This window comes from Acidisoma sp. PAMC 29798 (assembly GCF_030252425.1).
GTDB lineage: Bacteria > Pseudomonadota > Alphaproteobacteria > Acetobacterales > Acetobacteraceae > Acidisoma > Acidisoma cladoniae.
Genome location: NZ_CP126994.1, coordinates 3,860,336 through 3,879,927 on the forward strand (window position 1 = coordinate 3,860,336; position 19,592 = coordinate 3,879,927).

The 19,592-nt window shown below is 63.2% G+C and carries 18 protein-coding genes and 1 pseudogene; 7 read left to right on the forward strand and 12 right to left on the reverse strand.

What is annotated here, in order from left to right; genetic code table 11:
• Window positions 1-6: 6 nt before the first annotated feature.
• The 3 genes from QP803_RS18585 to QP803_RS18595 are packed head-to-tail and all read right to left on the reverse strand — an operon-like array spanning window position 7 to window position 3,047.
• Window positions 7-825, reverse strand: a complete 819-nt coding sequence (locus QP803_RS18585) for a hypothetical protein (protein WP_284944970.1) — start codon at window positions 823-825, stop codon at window positions 7-9.
• On the reverse strand, window positions 822-2,240 hold the full coding sequence (locus QP803_RS18590; RefSeq protein WP_284944971.1) for a purine-cytosine permease family protein: 1,419 nt from the start codon (window positions 2,238-2,240) through the stop codon (window positions 822-824). The genes QP803_RS18585 and QP803_RS18590 overlap by 4 nt, the downstream gene beginning before the upstream one ends.
• 18 nt (window positions 2,241-2,258) lie before the next feature.
• A complete protein-coding gene (locus QP803_RS18595) occupies window positions 2,259-3,047 on the reverse strand; it encodes a CDP-diacylglycerol diphosphatase (RefSeq protein ID WP_284944972.1) in 789 nt (262 codons plus the stop codon).
• A 92-nt stretch (window positions 3,048-3,139) separates the two neighbouring features.
• Between QP803_RS18595 and QP803_RS18600 the strand changes: the two genes are divergently transcribed.
• The 5 genes from QP803_RS18600 (at window position 3,140) to QP803_RS18620 (ending at window position 7,420) form a co-directional block, all read left to right on the forward strand.
• Window positions 3,140-3,526, forward strand: a complete 387-nt coding sequence (locus tag QP803_RS18600; protein WP_284944973.1) for an MAPEG family protein — start codon at window positions 3,140-3,142, stop codon at window positions 3,524-3,526.
• 228 nt (window positions 3,527-3,754) lie between these two features.
• Entirely contained in the window at window positions 3,755-5,053 is a 1,299-nt protein-coding gene (locus QP803_RS18605; protein ID WP_284944974.1) for a DEAD/DEAH box helicase, read from the forward strand.
• 65 nt (window positions 5,054-5,118) lie between these two features.
• Entirely contained in the window at window positions 5,119-6,078 is a 960-nt protein-coding gene (locus QP803_RS18610) for a homoserine kinase (RefSeq protein WP_284944975.1), read from the forward strand.
• Entirely contained in the window at window positions 6,068-6,541 is a 474-nt protein-coding gene (gene rnhA, locus QP803_RS18615; RefSeq protein WP_284944977.1) for a ribonuclease HI, read from the forward strand. Before QP803_RS18610 ends, rnhA begins: the two co-directional genes overlap by 11 nt.
• Window positions 6,542-6,880: 339 nt before the next feature.
• Window positions 6,881-7,420: a metallophosphoesterase family protein gene (locus tag QP803_RS18620; RefSeq protein ID WP_284944978.1), complete on the forward strand. Its 540-nt coding sequence runs from the start codon at window positions 6,881-6,883 to the stop codon at window positions 7,418-7,420.
• A gap of 137 nt (window positions 7,421-7,557) precedes the next feature.
• Here QP803_RS18620 and QP803_RS18625 read toward each other — a convergent pair.
• A protein-coding gene (locus QP803_RS18625; protein ID WP_284944979.1) for an IS3 family transposase occupies window positions 7,558-8,660 on the reverse strand; the annotation gives its coding sequence in 2 pieces (ribosomal slippage) (window positions 7,558-8,399 and window positions 8,399-8,660; 1,104 coding nt in all).
• 92 nt (window positions 8,661-8,752) lie between these two features.
• Between QP803_RS18625 and QP803_RS18630 the strand changes: the two are divergent.
• Window positions 8,753-9,013: pseudogene (locus QP803_RS18630) on the forward strand (transposase); the annotation flags it as partial.
• Window positions 9,014-9,088: 75 nt separating this feature from the next.
• Here the strand turns inward: QP803_RS18630 and QP803_RS18635 are convergent.
• Both QP803_RS18635 and QP803_RS18640 read right to left on the reverse strand, forming a co-directional pair.
• Complete coding sequence (locus QP803_RS18635; protein ID WP_284944980.1) at window positions 9,089-9,889, reverse strand: hypothetical protein; 801 nt, start codon at window positions 9,887-9,889, stop codon at window positions 9,089-9,091.
• Window positions 9,886-11,013 carry a LysM peptidoglycan-binding domain-containing protein gene (locus tag QP803_RS18640; RefSeq protein ID WP_284944981.1) on the reverse strand — a complete coding sequence of 376 codons (1,128 nt, stop codon included), beginning with the start codon at window positions 11,011-11,013 and terminating at the stop codon, window positions 9,886-9,888. Before QP803_RS18640 ends, QP803_RS18635 begins: the two co-directional genes overlap by 4 nt.
• Window positions 11,014-11,049: 36 nt before the next feature.
• Between QP803_RS18640 and QP803_RS18645 the strand changes: the two genes are divergently transcribed.
• The gene (locus QP803_RS18645) at window positions 11,050-11,409 is read left to right on the forward strand and encodes a hypothetical protein (protein ID WP_284944982.1); all 360 of its coding nucleotides are present in this window, start codon (window positions 11,050-11,052) and stop codon (window positions 11,407-11,409) included.
• 14 nt (window positions 11,410-11,423) lie between these two features.
• Here the strand turns inward: QP803_RS18645 and QP803_RS18650 are convergent, their stop codons facing one another.
• From QP803_RS18650 to tssK, 6 genes are read right to left on the reverse strand one after another with little or no spacing between them, the layout of a single operon-like run.
• Window positions 11,424-12,032, reverse strand: a complete 609-nt coding sequence (locus QP803_RS18650; protein ID WP_284944983.1) for a hypothetical protein — start codon at window positions 12,030-12,032, stop codon at window positions 11,424-11,426.
• A 30-nt stretch (window positions 12,033-12,062) separates the two neighbouring features.
• Window positions 12,063-12,779, reverse strand: a complete 717-nt coding sequence (locus QP803_RS18655; RefSeq protein ID WP_284944984.1) for a PP2C family protein-serine/threonine phosphatase — start codon at window positions 12,777-12,779, stop codon at window positions 12,063-12,065.
• The gene (tagF, locus tag QP803_RS18660; RefSeq protein WP_284944985.1) at window positions 12,776-13,345 is read right to left on the reverse strand and encodes a type VI secretion system-associated protein TagF; all 570 of its coding nucleotides are present in this window, start codon (window positions 13,343-13,345) and stop codon (window positions 12,776-12,778) included. The genes QP803_RS18655 and tagF overlap by 4 nt, the downstream gene beginning before the upstream one ends.
• Window positions 13,327-16,875 (reverse strand): type VI secretion system membrane subunit TssM, encoded by a 3,549-nt coding sequence (gene tssM / locus QP803_RS18665; protein WP_284944986.1) that lies wholly within the window; start codon window positions 16,873-16,875, stop codon window positions 13,327-13,329. Before tssM ends, tagF begins: the two co-directional genes overlap by 19 nt.
• Window positions 16,872-18,254 carry a type VI secretion system protein TssL, long form gene (tssL, locus tag QP803_RS18670; RefSeq protein WP_284944987.1) on the reverse strand — a complete coding sequence of 461 codons (1,383 nt, stop codon included), beginning with the start codon at window positions 18,252-18,254 and terminating at the stop codon, window positions 16,872-16,874. Before tssL ends, tssM begins: the two co-directional genes overlap by 4 nt.
• Before the next feature lie 7 nt (window positions 18,255-18,261).
• Entirely contained in the window at window positions 18,262-19,590 is a 1,329-nt protein-coding gene (gene tssK, locus QP803_RS18675) for a type VI secretion system baseplate subunit TssK (RefSeq protein WP_284944988.1), read from the reverse strand.
• Between the last annotated feature and the right edge of the window lie 2 nt (window positions 19,591-19,592).

A 19,592-nucleotide genomic window follows, 5' to 3' on the forward strand; every position in this document is an offset into this window, starting at 1 on the left:
TTCTTTTCAGCGCCCGGCCAGAATAACGAAGCTATACAGAAAGTGCAGCAGTGGGTTACGCATGACCTCGTCTGGCGCGCCCGGCGGGGGCGGTTTGCCCACCATCTGCGTTTGCCGATATTGGGTAGCGCTGAACCAAGGCGAAGGGTCGAATTCCCGGGCCGCACCCACCGTCAGATAATGCGCAAAAATGTCGCGAGCCCGCCCCAGTTCGGCCGCGTAGGTCGTCACGTAGAAAGAAATATCGAACAGCGGCAGCGGGCTCACCCGGCGATCGCGTCTGTTCTCCAGGTAATGGCGGAGAGGAGATTCCTGGGCCGCGATCCCATAGGCGGTGCGATACCAGTCCGGATCGAAATAGAGGCTGGGTCGATAACCCAGCGCCTCCCCCTGCACGAGGTAATGGCATAGCGGGCTCATGCTATCGGGCGGCGCATAGCGGTCGCGGTACCAGCGGCCGTCGAAATAGGCGTTGGGCCGACGGTATTCTGCCCAGCCGTGGTTGATGTAATGATCGACCGCGCTCAATCCCGATGCATGCACATCGGGTCCGTTGATGAAATAGTAGTTCTCATCGACCAATTGGGACGCGCGCAGGATCTCCGCCTCGTCGCGTGGCAGCCGCCCTTCCCGTCTACCCGCGATGAGGTAATGGTCGGTCGGGTCCACCCCGGCATCACCCACATCGGGATAGCGGCGAAGATAGAAATCGATATCGACCGGCGCGAACCGGCTTAGGCTTTCGCTGGGCATGACATCCACCGCCGATATCCCTTCCGTAACGAAATTGACGGATCGGGGTGCTTGGCGCAAGACATCGCTCATGGGCGGCTAATCTTTCCAATGGCGAGATAGAGGACGGAGGCGACGAGGGCCGAGCTGATGAAGCTGAGATCCACGCCCTGGGCAATATTGGCAAGCGGCCCCACGAACAGGCTCGTATTGGTGAACAGCAACCCGATGCCCACGCCCAACACCCAGGCGATGACGGCGGCGGCATTGAAACCGCCCCGGTACCAGTAGCGTCCGCCTTGCCGATGATGGGCAAAGGCTTGCAGATCCTGTGCGTGGAAGCGGCCCCGATGCTGCACCCATCCGATGATATTGATCATGATCCACGGCGTGACCAATACCGTCACGATCGCACACAATGCCAGGATCGAGTCCGTGAGGTTGAAGACAACGAGACCGACATAGCCCACGGTGAGGCCGACTGCGCCGAAGATCAGCCCGACCTGGGCGCGCTGCATGCGCCACAGGATGGCGTGGAGATCGAGCGTGCCGTTATAGACGACCATGCCACCATTGCTGACATTGCCGATGAGGCCGATCACCAGGATGGGCACGATCAGGGCGAGTGGCACGTTCGTGATCATCAAGCTCGTGACTGCGTTGGCGTCCTGCACGCCGAGGCCGATGATTTCCCCACAGGTCAGGGCGATGACACAGCCGGCAATCATGCCGAGCAGCGACCAGCCGAACAGGGCGCGCGGCTTGCTCGCGGACGGCGTATAGCGCGCATAATCCCCCGCGAAGGGCGCATAGGAAATGGCATTGGCGATTTGCGTGGTCATCGCAATCGCCCAGGTCGCCCAGAAACTGCCAAGCATGAGTTTTGGCGCGGCCTCAGGCGGATCCCAATGGATCAGCACGAAATAGACCAGCAGCGCCAGGCAGATCATGCTGGCCACAGCGGTGAACTTCTCATAGGCGACGATCGTCGCATGACCCAGGATGCCGAAACCCAAGGTAATCACAGCCATGATGATCAGCGCGACGGTCAGGATCGGTCCCGTGGTGGGCCAGCCGAACAGCCTGTGCAGGCCTTGCAGAACCGGCGGCGTGCTGATCCACAGCACCAGGGCGAAATAGCCGAGGTCAATGACCTGGGTGATGAAGGACCCGACATAGCGGCCACGAATGCCAAAGAAGGCGCCGCTGCTGACGGTGCTATTGGTCCCTGTGCGCGGACCGATGATCGCCATGCCGGCCACGGCCAGGGACCCGAGGATGGTGCCGACCACGATCGCCGTAAACGAATGCCACCAGTTCAGGCCAAAGGCGACCGGCAGCGCGCCGAGCACGATGGAGCCATAGGTGATCTGCGTTCCGAAAAAGACCCAGGCCAGATCCCGCGGTTTCGAATGACGCTCGGAGTCTGGAATGAAGTCGATACCGCGCGTCTCGATGCGGCCGACGATGTCGATCGCAGCATCTTTGGCCAGAGGTCGCGTGGTCATCCCATCTCCTGCAAGGCATCAATCTTTGGAACTGACGCTGCATGCATGATCTTGAAGCGCCTCGCCACTGCCCATATCGCCATGGGCGGGGTCGGCGCGATCGTCGAGCAAAATAAAGCCGGTCTCGGGCGCCCCGACCAGCACGAGGGTATGGAGCCCCATGGCGGCACGGGCGCCCGGCTGCTTGGCTGCCAGAAGCTGGAAAGGATTGGCATCCCCGAGGGCGACACCGGGGATCCGCATCGCCTGGTACGTATGCCCGGCCAGACCCTCCGGGAAGGGTGCCCAATCCGGGCCGATCGCCGTCATGTGCCGCGCAAGACTATCCCGCACGTCTCGCCGGATGCAGTCCATATGAATATGCAACTGCTGCTGGGTGCGCCCGTCGATGGAATTGATGGCGAGGCTGAGGTCCTGCCGGGGTAGGGGCTTGGGCAGCTTGGATTGCACCAGGCCCATCTGGCCCCAGGCATCGGCGAAGTAATTGGCCGCACCGGGTGCCAGAAGTGCCGGGCTCTCGATTCCGGTCAGCCGTGTCGTCGGGATCAGCAGATATTGCGTGGCGCCGACGATATCCTTCAGGATCGCATAGCCAGCCGGGAGATCCACGCGGGCACAGGGCGCGGGTTGCGCATTCTGCGTCTGATCCACCACGCAGCGATTATGGACGATCTTCCACAGGATCATGGGGTCGCTCGCAGCGCCGAGGAACAGGATCGGCACTGACACCACCAGCAGTGCGGCCGCGCCGATCACCCAGCGGCGCCAGCCCCAGTTCACCCATCGCCACAAACTTCGCGCACCCATGATCCTGGTTTAGCCCAGGTCGCCCCGGCGTGTCTTGCGGTCCTCCGCGACATCCTCATGTCACAGCCAGACCAATTTTGAAGGCCGCGCTCATGACGACTGAGACTATCCTGCTCCTCTGCGCGGTCGTCTTGGGCCTCGTGCAATGCCTCGCCACAGGCGTCGGCGTCAGCGCCAGCCTCGGCTACGACTACAGCGCAAGCCCGCGCGACGATCAGAAACCGCTGAGCGGCGTGCCAGGGCGCGTCAAACGCGCCTATGCCAATTTCATGGAGACCTTCCCCTATTTCGCGGCCTTGGTGCTGCTGGGGGCGGTGCTCCATCGCCACTCCCTGCTGACGGTGCTTGGCGCGCATCTCTATTTCTGGGGTCGCCTAGTCTATTGGCCGCTTTATGTCGCCGGAACCCCCAAGGTCCGCTCCCTGGTCTGGGTCGTGTCCATCCTCGGCATCGTGCTTCTGCTTATCGGCGTTGCGTAAGATATTCGTTGCCCCTCATGCCGCACTGCGGTATGAGGCGGCCAGATTGTTCGCGGGATGCGCGAACGGTGATCCTCGTTCCACCGCTGCCTTCGGTTCTTTTGCCGGAGCAGTTTCGGGTTTCATCTTTTTCCGAACGATCTTTTTCCGAACCCGTTCCGCTCCGCATCGCGCGTTGAGCATGGACACGAACCGCCCCAACTCTGTTCGGGCGGCGTGGAGACATTTTTGACCAATTCCGTTCCGACGACCACACCGACGTTTGAATCCCTCGGCCTGATCGAGCCCATCCAGCGCGTTTTGAAGGAGCTTTCCTTCACGACGCCGACCCCCATTCAGACCGGCGCTATCCCCGAAGTCCTGAAGGGCCGCGATCTTCTGGGCGTCGCCCAGACCGGCACCGGCAAGACCGGCGCCTTCGCCCTGCCCATCATCCAGCACCTGCTCGCCAGCAAGGTTCGCCCGCGCCCGTACGGCACGCGCGCCCTGATCCTTGCCCCGACGCGCGAACTCGCTCTCCAGATCGAAGAGAGCATCAAGCGCTTCGCCGCCGGCCTTGGCCTGCGGACCGTCGTTATCCTCGGCGGCGTCGGCCGTAGCCCGCAGGTCCAGCGCATGCAGCGCGGCACCGACATCGTCGTCGGCACGCCGGGCCGCATCAAGGATCTGATGAGCACCAAGGAGCTGCTGCTCGACCAAGTCAGCCACTTCGTGCTCGACGAAGGCGACCAGATGCTCGACCTCGGCTTCATCCGTGACATCCGCTCCATCATGGCGGCCCTGCCCGCCCAGCGGCAGTCGATGCTGTTCTCGGCCACCATGCCGGCCGAAGTCGCCAAGCTCGCCAATAGCCTCCTGCGTGACCCCGTGCGCGTGCAGATCGCCAGTGAGACGACGACGCCGGAGCGCATTGAGCAGCATGTCCATTTCGTCGATGCCTCGGGCAAGAAGCATCTGCTGGTGAACCTGCTGCGTGATCCCGCCATGCAGCGCGTCATCGTCTTCACCCGCACCAAGCGCGGCGCCGACAAGGTGACCGAGCATTTGGAGACGGCCAATATCCAGGCCGAAGCCATGCATGGCAACAAGAGCCAAGCCGCGCGCCAGCGTAGCCTAGAGCGGTTCCGCAACGGCCAGGCGCGGGTGCTCGTCGCGACCGATCTCGCGGCACGCGGCATCCATGTCACCGGCATCACGCATGTCATCAATTACGAACTGCCGAATGAGCCGGAGGCCTACGTCCATCGCATCGGCCGCACCGCGCGCGCCGGCGCCTCGGGCATTGCCTTCGCCTTTTGCGACCCCAGCGAGCAGGGCTTCCTGCGCGCCATCCAGCGGCTGACGGGCGTCGTCATGCAGGTCGCCGGTCCTCGCCCGGTCTCCTCGACGGGTCATGCCGCCGATATCGTGCCGATCCGTCCCGCCTCGTCCGAAGCACCGCGTGGAAACGGCGAGCAGGAGCGTCCGAAGCATCGCGGTCGCCGCTCCGGCTCGGGCCGTCGTCCCCGCCAAAGCCAGGCGGCGTAAAGCCGCCTCTGGTCAGGAGACCTCGCGGTACTTAGGAGAAGCGCTCCTCACCGCGAGTGCCCCCGATGGCCGTCTATACCGAAGTTTCCGACGATGCGCTGGCCGCCTTCCTCACCGCCTATGATATCGGTGAGGCGGTGGCGTTTCGCGGCATCGCCGAGGGCGTGGAGAACAGCAATTACATGCTGCGCACCACGACCGGGGACTTCATCCTCACCCTGTATGAAAAGCGCGTCGATCCCGCCGAACTGCCCTGGTTCCTGGGGCTGATGGAGCATCTATCGACGCAGGGCGTTACCTGCCCGCAACCGGTGCCTGGGCGGGACGGCAGCGCGCTGCGCATGCTGGCCGATCGCCACGCCGCCATCACCACCTTCTTGCCTGGCGTCTGGCCTCGCCGCCCGCAGCTCGCCCATTGCGGACCTTTGGGCGAAGCCTTGGGCGGCCTGCATGCCGCCGGCGCCAGCTACACGCCGGTGCGCCCCAATGCGCTGGGTCCTGAGGGCTGGGCGCCCTTGCTGGCGCGCAGCCTGAGCCGCGCCGATGAAGTGGCGCCCGATCTCGGCGCCGAACTTTCCGCCGTTCTGGACCGTCTTCGCGCCGCCTGGCCGCAAGACCTGCCGGTCGGCCAGATCCATGCCGATCTTTTTCCCGACAATGTCTTCTTCCTCGATGGCCGCATTTCCGGCCTCATCGATTTCTATTTCGCGGCGACGGATATCCTCGCCTACGACCTCGCCATATGCCTCAATGCCTGGTGTTTCGAGGCCGACGGCGCCTTCAACGTGACGCGCGGCCGGGCGCTGATTTCAGGCTATCAGGCGGTGCGTCCGCTAACCGACGCCGAGGGCGCGGCTTTGCCGGTTCTGGCCGAGGGCGCGGCACTGCGGTTTCTGCTGACGCGGCTGTACGACTGGCTGTACCGGCCGCCGGGCGCCATGGTGACGCCCAAGGACCCCATGGAATATCTGCGCAAGCTTCGCTTCCATCGCCATGCCACGGGGCTCGCCTCCTATGTCGGATGAGACGATGCCGCCCGCCGCACAGACGGGCGTCTTGGTGCAGGTCTGGACCGATGGCGGCTGCAAGCCCAATCCGGGACCGGGCGGCTGGGCGGCGATCCTGAAATTCGGCACGGTCGAGCGGGAACTGACGGGCGCCGAGCCGGTGACCACGAATAACCGGATGGAGCTGACGGCGGCGGCCGAGGCGCTGGAGGCATTGACGCGTCCTTGCACGGTCGTTCTTCACACCGACAGCGAGTATTTGCGGAACGGGATCACGCGCTGGACCACCGGCTGGGTGCGGCGTCGGTGGAAGAATGCCGCCGGCGATCCGGTGGCCAATATCGACCTCTGGCAGCGCATCCTGGCAGCGGCCCAGCGCCACGAAATCGATTGGCGCTGGGTGCGCGGCCATTCCGGGGATGTGATGAACGAACGCTGCGACGTGCTCGCCACCAAAGCACGCGAAGATTTGGTTGGATAACTTTGCAACGGATGAGGTGGCGTCTGCCATCTAACCCGAAACAGAAGGTGCAGTCGCAAGTGACACGCTTGAGTTCAAAACGGGTGGTGACCTATGCCGTGGCGGATATCCACGGCCGGCTAGATCTGCTGCGCATCCTGCTTGACATGATCACGGCCGATGCCGCCGCACGCGGGGCACGCGCCAAGATTGTTTTCACAGGCGATTATATGGATCGGGGTCGCGACTCCTATGGCGTCGTCGAGCGTCTGATCGCCGGGGCGCGACGAGGATGTGTTTCTTTGTCTGCGCGGCAATCACGACGATCTCTTCGTACGCAGTGTCACTACGGGATCCAAGGTGCCCGACTGGGCGTGGTTCCTCTTCGACCACACCATCGAAAGTTACAAAGTCGACACGGATGGGTTGGCGATGAGCGATCGGCTTCGTCGCCATGTGGACTTCATCTCCACCCTGCCGCTGACGCATGACGACGGCAAATATCTCTTCGTGCATGCTGGCATCAGACCCCATGTGTCCCTCGCGGATCAGGAGGAGCAGGACCTCCTCTGGATCAGGGAGGAGTTTCTCGACTACGCGGGCTCGCTCCCCCGCCGCATCGTCCACGGCCATACGATCATCGGCGATCGCCCGATCTTCACGGCCAACCGGATCTCGGCCGATACGGGCGCCTTCCGCTCCGGCTTCCTGACCGCCATCGTGCTGGACAAGGGTGAGGAGAGCTTCCTTCAAGCCGTGGGTGAACGCGATGACGGCGCCATCGAACGCGAACGACGCCTCACGGCCGCGATGCTGAACGGAAGCCTGCCTGCCAATCTCGATCGTAGACCGGGGTTTCTCAGAGCGACGATGACGCCGACCCTCGTCGCGCTCAGCTGAGAGTCGTCGATCAGGCTCGCAAACGACCGATCCTGACCTTGCCCCCTGAAATGCCCTCGCTTTGAAGTTAGGGTCCGTCCAACAGTGCTCTGCACCCAATCTTTGGAGCGGTCGAGGGTAGAGTTTCGGGCCTGTTTTCACGATGACGGGCTGGGTGCGCCATCGGGATTTTGCAGTGAGATCGGTGACCTGTTGCCAATCGCGCCGTGTGGGCGAACCTCATTGTAGTAACTGCGCCAAGCCTCCAACTTTTCCTGCGCGTCTGCAAGCGTCAGGAACCAGTGGGCGTTTAAACATTCTGCTCGTAAGCGGCCGTTAAAGGCCTCGATGAAGGCGTTGTCTGTCGGCTTGCCGGGCCGTGAGAAATCCAGCGTGACGCCGTTGGCATAGGCCCATAGGTCGAGGTCTCGGGAGATGAACTCGGACCCTTGGTCCACGCGGATCGTCTTGGGATAGCCCACCGCGGCGCAGGTCTGCTCAAGGGCGGCAACCACGTGCTCGGCCCGGTAGCTGAACCGTGGATCGACGATCGGCGAGAAGCGAGAGAACGTGTCGATCACCGTGAGCACCCTGATCTTCCTTCCGGTTGCCAACTGGTCGTGCACGAAGTCCATCGCCCAGGTCTCATTGGGTTGCGTGGCGGGTTGCCGGTCATCCCGGAGCTTTGCCTTGACCCGCCGCTTGGGCGTCTTATTGCGTAATTGAAGACCTAATTCATTGTAAATCCTATAAACCTTCTTGGCGTTCACTCGCCAGCCCTCTCGGCGGAGCATCACATGCACACGGCGGTAGCCGTACCGCACGCGGGTCGCACAAATGTCTTTGATCCTAGCCTCGATTCCGGCCTGGTCGTGCCGACGGGACTTGTAGTGGTAGGTGGAGGTATCAACTTCGAGAACCCGGCAGGCCCGCCGGATCGAGACATCCCACTCGCCACACATTCCGTCGACCAGCTTGCGCTTGCGAGCAGGCCCTAGAGTTTTCGGCGGATCACGTCCTGCAGCATCTCGCGATCCAGCGACAGGTCAGCCACCAGCTTCCGAAGCTTTGCGTTCTCGTCCTCAAGCAGCTTCAGCCGCCGCATCTCCGTCGGCAGCAGCCCATCGTATTTCTTCTTCCAGTTGAAGTAGGTCGCCTGACTGATCCCGGCCTTCCGGCAGATGTCCGTCACAGGGATCCCGTCGGCTCCCTGCTTCAGGATGAATGCCTTCTGCGCGTCCGAAAACTTCGATGCCTTCATCGTTCTCCGCTCCTCCCAGCCAGGGAAGAATGGCACGGAAAACTCTACCTAAAAACGATCCAGTTTGCGGGGAGCAGATCAACAGGAGACGGATGACGAAGCGATCGAGGTTCACGCAGGAGCAGATCATCGGCGTGCTGAAGGAGCGTCAGTCGGGTGCAACGGCGGCCGATTTAAGCCGCAAACACGGGATCAGTGACGCAACATTTTACACGTGGCGATCGAAATACGGTGGCATGGAGGTCTCTGACGCCCGCAAGCTAAAGGGCTTGGAGGATGAGAACGCCAAGTTGAAGAAGCTTCTTGCTGAATCGATGTTGGACGTGTCGACACTGCGGGCGATTCTGTCAAAAGCAGATCGATGAAAGAGGTCATCTTTTAGATGTTTCGGTAGCAACTCATACCTCGACTAGGGTGGGATATCATCGTCAACGAGGGACGCTCGCCAGCCCTGACTCCGCAAATTGCGTCGCGAGCGACGGCGCCTGGCCCACATAAAGATCCATCACCATCCGCGCTTTTCCGCGCATGGCCGGTTGCGCGCGTAAGAGAGCAGCAAACTCGTGCGGATGGCCGAAGATCCGCTCGGCATAGGTCTGGAAATCGTTCTCGATCCCCGTGAGACCAAGCGCCGACACGAATCCATTGCGATGCAGCGCCCCATCCCCATCGCGGCCATGGGGGTCGCGCAACTCGGCCCGATAGCTCCCGACATCGCCATACTGGAAGCCCGGTGGGTTGAAGGCCCGCCAGGCCGCATCATTGAGCGGCGCCTTCAACAGAAACAGCGCCGCCATTTCGTCATGCAGGGAATCCACGTCGAAACCTGCGTTCTCGCTCGCCTCCTCGCAATTCAGCGCGATCAGGCCCGGCGCGTGAAAGCCGCCGATCCGAATGTTCCAGGCATCAATCCCATCGGCGAGCGCCACCTGCCCCACGAGGGACGTGACGAGCGCTGCGGGATAGGCCTGGAAGGCAGTAACCACCGCCTGAAGGCAGGCCGCTTCGTTCAGCGGCGATAGATCCTGCATCGTGACAGGTCTCTGCGAAGTCGCCACCAAGGGTACGATGCGCGTCTCCAACGCGGTCTCGATCACCGTGACATGCCAGCGGCTTGCGATCTCGGCGCGGAGTGTTGCGCCACCATCCGCCGCCCAGGCCGGCAGGGGGCACAGCAAGGGTGCCACCGCCAGACAACACGCGCGCCAGCCCCCGCGCAGGGCGGTCAATGGGCGAAGGCCCGGGCGGTCATAGCACTGGCGGCGGAGAAGGATGCAGGGTCGACCTCCGCATCCGCGCCCCAGGTCACGACATTGCTCGCGAGTGTCGCGAGCACCAGGATGGCGGCACCGGACAGCAGCACGGTCGGGTTATCCCACCACGCTTTAGAGGTTTCGCCCGTGGTCGCGACCTGAACGCCCGTCTGGCTTTGCGGCGGCGCGATGGTAGCGAAGTTGTTAGCGGGGGGTGCGACGGTCGCAAAACTACGCGCTCGCGCGGCGTCAGGACCCGGCGGCTTGTGCATCTTCATGCGGATATCAAGCGTGATCGTGAGCGTTTCGGCCACATAGAGGATGGTCGGCGGCAACCTGCCGGCGAGCTTGGGCGACGTGAATTTCGCGCGAATGGCGGGCATGGGATTGCCACTGTCGAAGGCGACGCCGACCGCGACGAGATTGGGCGGAGCGCCGACCGCGTTCGTGGTCATCAGATTCTCGTAAGTCACGCGATTCGTCTGCGCATTCCAGGTGACTTTTCCGCTATTGACTAGCTGCACGAGCGCGTTGTCGGTCTGATGTTTCGCCGCAAGTTCGAAACCCGTGTTGGTAAAGGTCAGAAGGTCGATCTGTTTATCGACCCAGATGTAAATTTGGCCGGTGAACTTCGCTTCAAACTCGAATTCCGCACTCTCGCCGACAATCGGGGGAAGAAGCTCGAGATTGTATTTGAAGGCGAAGCTGTTCAGATGTGTCCGGTCTTTGTTGCCGGATAAGGTCGGGAACGTGGGCGGGCGGGACGGTGTTTGGGGCCGAGGCGGAACAGGCACGCGCGGCGCCGCTGTTTCCGTCGCGGCCTGCGTGGCGGCATTGACGGTCGGGCGCGTCACTTGCGCGGGATGACGAAAGTCAACGTTATTCGGCAAATGCGGCGGATGTTCAGACACGCGCGGCGGCAGGAAAATGCGCGTTCCGACCCGCAGCTTGTTCGGGTCCTTCAGGGTGGCGACGCGACCGTGGCGTCGTGTCGCGTTATAGGCGAAAATCTGGGGCCATAAGGACGCACGGCCAAAATGCCGCTGCGCAATGGCGGACAAACTATCCCCCGGCTTGATGATATAGACCTCGACACCCATTTACATCGGCCTTTCAATGACGATGATCGCGATACGATGATAACACAAGCAAGCCTGTATTGCGCTGCGGCGGCGCTCATCGCTGCACTTTACTTTCACTTCGCGTTACGATTTGCCGTTGTCGCAAAACGAAAGTTTCGCCTCCCGACGATGGGTTGGGCGATGCTACCCGTGATCGCGCTGACCATCGGGCTGCTTTATCTTGAAGGTGTCATCATTCACGTGTGGCTGCCGGCACTGGAAGGAGACATTGGCGGTGCGAGCTTGCTTGGCCTGGGCATCGGGCAACTGGTCTCTCGTCCGGGGGGCGGCTTACGCATGGGTTTCGGGTCTGGTAGCGACGATAGCGATTTCGATGGCGACGGCGACGGCGACGGCGGAGGAGATGGACACTGACGGATGCGCACGCGTCAGATCGGGTTCGGAACCCAGCCCCAATAGTCATTGACCAAATCGGCGACCGTCTTTTCAATTTGGTAGGTCTGGTTGCTTCTCAGCGCGCTGGCGTATCCTGGCGTCCCAGTATCGGAGGGTGCCTCGCACATCGTGAATAGCCCATAGCACCACGTATAGATCACGGAATGGCCCTTCAAGATCTGATTGCGTGTTTCTCGCTTCAGCCATTGGGTCTGGAACCGGGCATTTGTGCTCGTATCCACCAATGCGATCTGCACTCCGGGGAACTCGGCCATCGCTCTTTGCTGCCCGGCCGCGTCCTCCTTCGTGTGGGATGGGTCAAAGATGCCTGTGGCGTTGCCAACACTATCGACGATATTGGGAATATTGCCGTGGCGGCCAGTGAAGACCGTGTACTGTTTCACGCCCTCTTTCGACAGTCGGCTGATCAGCGGCAGCCATGAATTGTCGCCCACGATCGTCGCCGATACATACAGCTTGCCGATCTTGACCCAGGGGCAGTCCTGATCCCTGACTGGGCCTGAATGCAAACTCAGATTGATGAGATTGGGTCTGGCGGCGTCACGCGCGCTCAGCACGCGAAGGGTGGGGGCAGTTGGCATAGGTCAGATCCTTCCTGCTTGGTCGTTGGTCTAAGTGGTGGTGACGACAACGGCTGTCACGTTGTCGCGCGCCTTGTGCCGCAGTGCCGCCGCAACCAGGGTGCGCGCGGCATCGCCCCCCTGTTCCAGACAACGGCGGATCAACGCTTCATCCAAGGCGCGCGTTAATCCATCAGTGCATAATAGGAAGCGGTCGTAGGGCATCACCTGCCCGACACGCTTTTCGAGCATCAGCGATGCACTGCCCGCCCCCACGGCGCGGGTAATGACATGCGCTTCCCGATGGCTTTCCGCCTCACGTTCATCGATCGTGCCGGCGTCGATCATTTCCTGGACCACGCTATGGTCATGCGTCAGCCGAATGAGCGCCCCATCGCGCAACAGATAAATCCGGGAATCACCCGCCCAGAGGCAGGCGAAGAAATGTTGATCGAGCATCAGGGCCACGACTGTGGATGCCGTGCTCGATCCATCGGCCCGCGCATCCATCTCATCAAGCAAGCAATCATGTAGATGGCTCAGGCTGCGTCGCAGGCCGGCCAGCCGTTCCACCGCAGTCGCGCCAGGTGCAAGGGACGCCGCGCTCGACACCACGCGCGCAGAGGCCACGCCGCCATCCCTGTGGCCACCGGCGCCATCCGCGACGAGATAGAGCCCGATCTCGGGACGGCATAGCAGCGCATCCTGATTCTCTCGCCGCACCGCACCAGGATGCGAGACCGCCGAGTGACGAAGTTCGACAGTCAATCGCGGAGCATCCGCGTGAACTGCACCGCATCCGGCAGTGTTGCGCATTCAAATTCGGCGGGGGCGACCATGTCCCCACCCTCGGTCCACCACAGCCCGATTATCGGTGGCGCTTCATCGGGCGCGGCAATGCCGGCAAGGTGCGCGGACAGAACCTCCGGCGCCAGATCGCGCATCAAGGCATCGCGCACGGCCTGCTCCAGCGCCGCGTGAAATGCTTGACCACCCCTCTCAGTCCGCAGCCGCACCACCGGCAGTTCCACCGCCGCAATCAGCGGGAAATAGCGGCCGACGCGATCCATGCTCGGGCAGAACAGTCCCGTGATGCTCACCGGGCCACACATCCCGGCGGGCAGCGCGAAGTGCCAGACGGGCGCGACCATCCAGCAACCGACCCAATCCTCCAACAACAACGCGCGGCTGCCGATGAGAGACTGGCTGATCCAGCCATCCCATACCGCAATGCTCGCTGGCGACAATCCACGGCCCACAAAATCGCCACGTGACGGAAGCTTGCCGAAGAATCCGGGGGCTGCAGCCTGCTCGGTCATTGCACGAGCGGACACTGGAAGGTCTGCAAGACATGCCAATACAACGGCGTCATGGCCGAGTCCGTCTCGATCGCGAAGGTTGCCTGCCGGGTGCCGGAGCGGAAGGTAGCGAAGAAATGGGTCGGGCCATTGCCCCGCTCCAACCGTGCTTGGCTGAACAGGCGGAAGATCGCCCAAGGGCCTTCCTCGACCAAAGGCGACGGCGGTGGCGGCGTATAGGTCAGGCTGACATTGCTCAGCCCGTCCTGCGGCCAGGTGACGCTGGTTGTATTCACGGCATCCGCCTGCCAGGAAACGTCGGACGATCCCAATGACAGCACAACCGCTTTTGACAACGGATCGATCGACACCGGTTTGATGGTGAAATGCATGGACGGGAAATCGCCGCCGGTCGGGAAATAGAGTTCGCGAATCGTCACCGCCTGTTGGAAAGGCGCGATCTGCGCATCCGTGATGGGCGGCGCGACGCCGCCCACACCCTGGGCATGCCAAACGCTGCCCGTGGTATTCACATAAGGCTGCAACTGCGTCTTAAAATAGGTGTCCAAAACGCCACCGGGCGCAAAGAGTTTCGTGAAGCTCGCAAGCGGCGCCTCGCTGCGGGCCCGCGGATTGAAGGGATAATGCCCATCGACCACCGCATGGCACAGTTTTGACGGGCCATCCATGCTGACGAAGGCCGTCGCTGCGGCCTGATGCGCGTCGCCTGCCAATGTGGTGGTGCCGCTGACGGCGATCTGACGCAACCAGCGTGCAACCGGCTGCGGCTGACGATCCGCCTCGGCCAAAAGCAGCTGCGCGGGATCCTGGCTGTTTTGCAAAACGCCCGATGGGCTTGTGGAATTCGGCAACTGCGCCATTTCGTTCTGCAACTGATTAAGCAGATGGAAGACGTCGGTGATGGGGCCTGCCTGGCCGGTCGGACCCGTGAAATCCACCAAGGGCTCGTAGTGATCGTCGATCTCATGGCCGAGCGGCGGTGGCGGCACGGTGGCGGCGGCGGCCGTCGGTGCCAGAATCGCACTCAACCGGCTTGCCTGCGCATCCGGCTTGGTCTTCGGGGTTTGCGCCGTCATCTGCGCAGCCGCATGGGCCGGTGTGAGTTGATGCGTCATGGACACAAGCAGATCGCGCATCGGCGATTGCGGTGACGCCATCACATACAGCTTCTGCACCGTGTCCATATGATCATGGAAGGGCGCGATGCCGATATCGTTCAACATCGCATCCCAACGCTGCTCATAATCCTTCGCGTAGAGGGATATCACGCCTTGTTCGATGGATTGCACGGCCTGATCACCGGTCGGCTGGACATCGGCATTCGCCTGGGGTCCCAAGACCCAACGCTCGTTGGACACCTGCTTCGCGGCAGGCGCCAGCGCCGGCAGCAAAATCGCTTGAAACCCCTGCGCCGTGTAGAAGCCGGGGATGCTATCGGTCAGTGGCCGGCCCGAAACACGCACGAATAACTGGTTTGCCGTCGCACTGCCCAAGGCGCTGGCGGGACTCCAGGCCGGCACATCGGCCGCCGAGGCGGTCGGGCGGATTCGACTATAGACGCGCTCCGCAGGGGACATGCGGCTGAAGGCGCTGCGTGCTTCCCGCACCAGGGCGCCATCAAGCGGCACATCCGGCAGCGGGCTCGCGAGCAGATCGCTCAGATGCCGCATCAGGGCATCGCGCGCCGGCTGCATATCGGGACCAGGATAGTGGATTGACCAATCAAGCTGCATCCAGTCCTTGACAAGACTTGTGTCGAGCGGCCCGTCGTTACCAAGCATCAAATAGACGCGCGTGGCTTCGTAGAGGAAGACCGGCTGATCGAGATGGCTGCGCATCTGGCCTTCCAGGCGCCAGATCAAGCGCGGCAAAAACACCTGTTCCAGCGCATGCTGATAGGCGAGCCGATCGGTCTCGATCAGCTTGCCGCCCTGGCCGAGGCCGAACAGGCTGCCGACGCCGCGCGGCGTCACATCGCCGGGGCGCGGCAAGGCTTCCGCCGCATCCAGCACCGGCAGGATGCGGGGCAGATCATCATCCGCCACGGGATCGAGCGGCACGCTCGCCAAAGTCTGGCGGTAGGTATCGATTGCGGTCTGGTCGCGCTGGATGGCGGCGCTATTGGCGGCCTCCTCGCGCCACAGCAACAGACACAGCACCAGGGTCACCACGCCGATGGTGGAAAAACCGGTCCAGCGGCGCAGCCGGCGGCGACGGCGCGCGGCAGGGTCGAAGGTGACCAGCAAGGCCTCCCCCAAGATCACCTCGCGCAGCGTGCGCCCAATGAAATAGGCCCGACCGACGACCGGGCGCAGATCGGGCGCGCGCTTCTGATCAACCTCGAAGGTGCGGGCGAGCATGCCGGTCAATCGATCGATCGGCGTGCCTTCCTGCGTGCCGGAGGTCAGATACACGCCCCGCAAAAGTGGCGCCGGATCCAGCTTGGAGCCGCCGAAAGCGGCTTGCAGGAACTCGGTCAGCGGCGCTTCAAGGCTCGCGATCTGCAGCGGAAAGCTGGCGATCGAGACGCGACGGTCGGGGCTGCGTTCGGCCTGCAAACGCTCGAACAGGCGTGAATCCAGCCGGTCGAGCAGTAAGCGGAATTCCGGGCGGAAGGCCTCCACACCCTGCGACAACGGGAAGGTCATGCCCCAGACTTGCTGACGCGCTTGCTGATCGAGATCATCGAAGAATTCGGTGAAGCCCGCGATGCGGTCGGCCTTGCTGAAGACGGCATAGATGGGCAAGCGAATCTTTAGCCTGTCGGAAACTTCCTTGATACGACTACGAATTGCCAGCGCATGGCTCATGCGCTCGGCCGCCGGCACGGTTCCGACATCGGCGAGGGAAATCACCACCAGGATGCCGTTCAGCGGCTGGCGCGGGCGGGTGCGGCGCAGCAGATCGAGGAAGGCGAGCCAGCCGGCCCGATCGACCGATTGGTCAGAATCCTGGGTCGTATAGCGGCCGGCGGTGTCGATCAGCACCGCCTCATCGGCAAACCACCAGTCACAGAGCCGCGTGCCGCCAACGCCTGCGACAGACCCCGCAGACATGCCGCCGGTGCCGTCGGGCTGGGCGAGCGGAAATTGCAAACCGCATTGCGTCAGCGCGGTCGTCTTGCCGGCGCCGGGCGGCCCGATCATCAGGAACCAAGGCTGCTCATACAGGTAACCGCGATGGCCCCGCGCCTTGCGCAGCAGGGTCAGGGACTGGCGCAGACGGTCGCGCAATCGCGCCGCCTCCTCCGTCGTCTCTGCCTGGCTGGCGCGACGACCCTTCGTCCCTGGCCCCTCGGGGTTCGCCTCAGCCACGCCGGCCGCCAGCGCCCCGTCCCGCCGGCGGCGACGCCAGCTCAACACACCATTCACCGCTGCCCAGATGAGCACGAAGCCCGCAATCAGCAGCCCTCGTGCCAAGGGACCCTGAAGGCCTGGAATCAGCGGCCCAAGATACCAGACGAGCGCGCTGCCGATCGCGAGCCCCACGAAGCTCACGCCCCAGCGGCTGCCGAACATCATCAGCAGTCCCTCAAGGCTCATCATGGTGTGGCGCCCGGTTGATGAAGCACCACTTCGATGCGGCGGTTCTGCTCCCGCCCCTCCGGCGTGTCATTGGGAGCGATGGGATCGGCATCCGCGCGTCCCTCAGCGTCGATCTGGACCTTCGGGCCGGCGGTTCCGGCAATGACGCTCGCCGCCGCCTGCGCCCGTGCCGTGGACAGCTGGAAATTCGACGGAAAGCGGATGGTGTGGATCGGCTGGTTATCCGTATAGCCCACCACCTGAACAGCACCCGGCCGCGCTGCGAGGGCGGCGCCGATGCGTTGCAGAAGCCCCTGGAACTGCGCCTCCACCGTCGCGCTGCCGGAGGCGAACATGCCACGGTTGTTGATGCGGACGATGGGCACCGCATCCGTGCCGACCACGTTGACCAGTCCCTGCTTGATTTCGGGTTGCAGGAACCCGCTGAGCGCGCTGATCGCGCTGGTCGGCGGCGGTGGCACCGTCGGCACCGGCGCGGGCGGCATATCGCGCTTGATCAGGGGCAGATGGCCGGGCGGCAGCGTCAGCCCCGAGGCAAACAGACGATCGGACTGGCCCGCCAATCCGAACGCCGCCCAGGCATAGACGAGACCGATCAGCCCGAGACCAATCAGGGCCGCAAGCCACAGCGGAATCACGAAGCGATGGCGCGTGTACGGCGCGGCCACGCCCTGCCAATGCGGCGACAGCGCGGGTTCCGTCGGCGCGTGGTTGCGCATGATGAGAACGTAGGTTTCCTCGCGCACACGATCGAGTTCCGCCGGCCCGCGCGGCGAAAGCCGGTATCGGCCCTGCATACCGAGCGACATGCACAGATACATCAGCTCCAAAACATGGAGGAACTTGCCTGGGTTTTGCCGAAGCTGAGCCAGCAGATCGAAGAAGCGCTCGCCCGAGCGCACTTCCTGATGAAAGGTCGACACGAGGGACGCATCGGCCCAGGCGCCTCGGCTACCCCAGGGCGTTGCTTGCACAACGTCGTCAAGACTGGCGCATAGCGCGTAATGGGCCGGGCGAAGCTGTTCCATCGGCAGGTTCTGGCGACGCATGGTCTGCTCGAAACGGCGCAGTTCCTGAACCGCATGCTCGCGTAACATGCGCGGCTCCGGCACAGAAAACGCGTTGCGCAGTCGCCCAAGCAGGCTGAGGCAACCGGCCGCCGCCGAAACCAGTGGCGAGCCCGCGCCTTCCGGCAGATCGGCGAAGCGCATGCCGGGTTCGCCCTGCCGCAGATCCGACGTGGCGGCGGGCTGCGCGACTTCGACCGGCGCCAGAAGCGGATCGGGAATGGCGACACCCGGCGCGAGACGACCGCCCGGAATCACCCGGATGATCGTCCGTTCGTTGTCATCTGTCTCGGAGAAGGGATTGTCGCTCATGGCGCCATCAACTCCGTATTGCCCAAAGCTCGATGGTCAGACCGGGATAGTCGCCCGAGACATGCACGGCGAAGCCGCCGGAGGCTTGCATCTGCTGCCAATGCGGCGAGTTGCGATCGAGTTCGAAATAGGATGCACCGGCGTAGAACGGCATCTGGCGCGGCGCCACCGGCAAGGCGCGCAGCGCGATGCCCGGCAGTGCCACATTCACCAATTCGCGAATATGCTCGACGGCACCGATCTTGGCGGTCGAGGGAAACAGGCGACGCAGCGATTCCGTCGGCATCTCCGCCTGCACGGCGAGGACGAAGTTCGCCGCCGTCAGCAGGCTGCGATCGGTGATGGCGCCGACGCGAACGCCATGGCGGCGTTCCTGCAGGGGGATCATGATCGCCGTCTGCTCCAGCACCGCGGACAGCGAGCGCCGGATATCGGAGACGACGGGCGCGAAGGAGCGTTGCAGATCCTCATGACGATAGGCCGCGTACGTGCCGGGCCGGCGACGCGGATCGGTAAAGGTCGCGAGTTCCCCGGCCATCTGCAACAAAGTCCGATACAGATCCTCGGGATGCAGGTTTCCGGCATCGGCATAATGCGCCATCATGACCTGCCAACCATTCACCGCCTGCAACAGTAGGAAGTCGGCGATCTCGGCGCTGCCCTTATGGCCCGGCGCGGTCAATCTGGCGGCCACCGCCTCGCCCCGTTGATTGAGCATGCCCGCCAGCTCGACACAGAGCGCCGACAGGGGTTGCACGGCCGAACAATTCAGGGCGGGCGGAATCCAGCGCGGATCGAGCACCACGCGACGATCCGGCATCACTTCGGTGATGCGCGCGATCGGCAAACACAGATAGCCCTCGCGGTCATCGGTTTCGAGCATATAGCGCAGACGCAATCGCCCGATTTGCAACTCGGCGGGCTGCGGCGCGCCGGACTGGGTATCATAGGCTTCGAAGGTGCGAGGCCGATAGCGCCCTTCATCGCGCGTGGCCGTCGCCATTTCCTGCGCGCCTGACTGGCGGATTGGTAAGGCCAGATAGAGCAGCACATTGCGCGCCGTTTCCGGCACATCGAGCGGCGGAGGCAGATCGGCCTCACCGGGGATCGAGAAAGGCGTGCCATCCTCGAACAGCCCCGCCGCGGAATCGATTGCGAACCGTCCCGCATTCAGCAAATCGCGCGCGATCGCTAAGCTGCTCACGCCCCAGGGATGGGTGCGCAAGAAGGCGATGCTGCCGCGCAACTGCGTTTCCGTCCAGCGATCCTGTTGCTGGAAATGCTGCGCCCGGAGGAACATGCCTTCCTGCCATGCGACGCGATTGGTCCAACTCACGA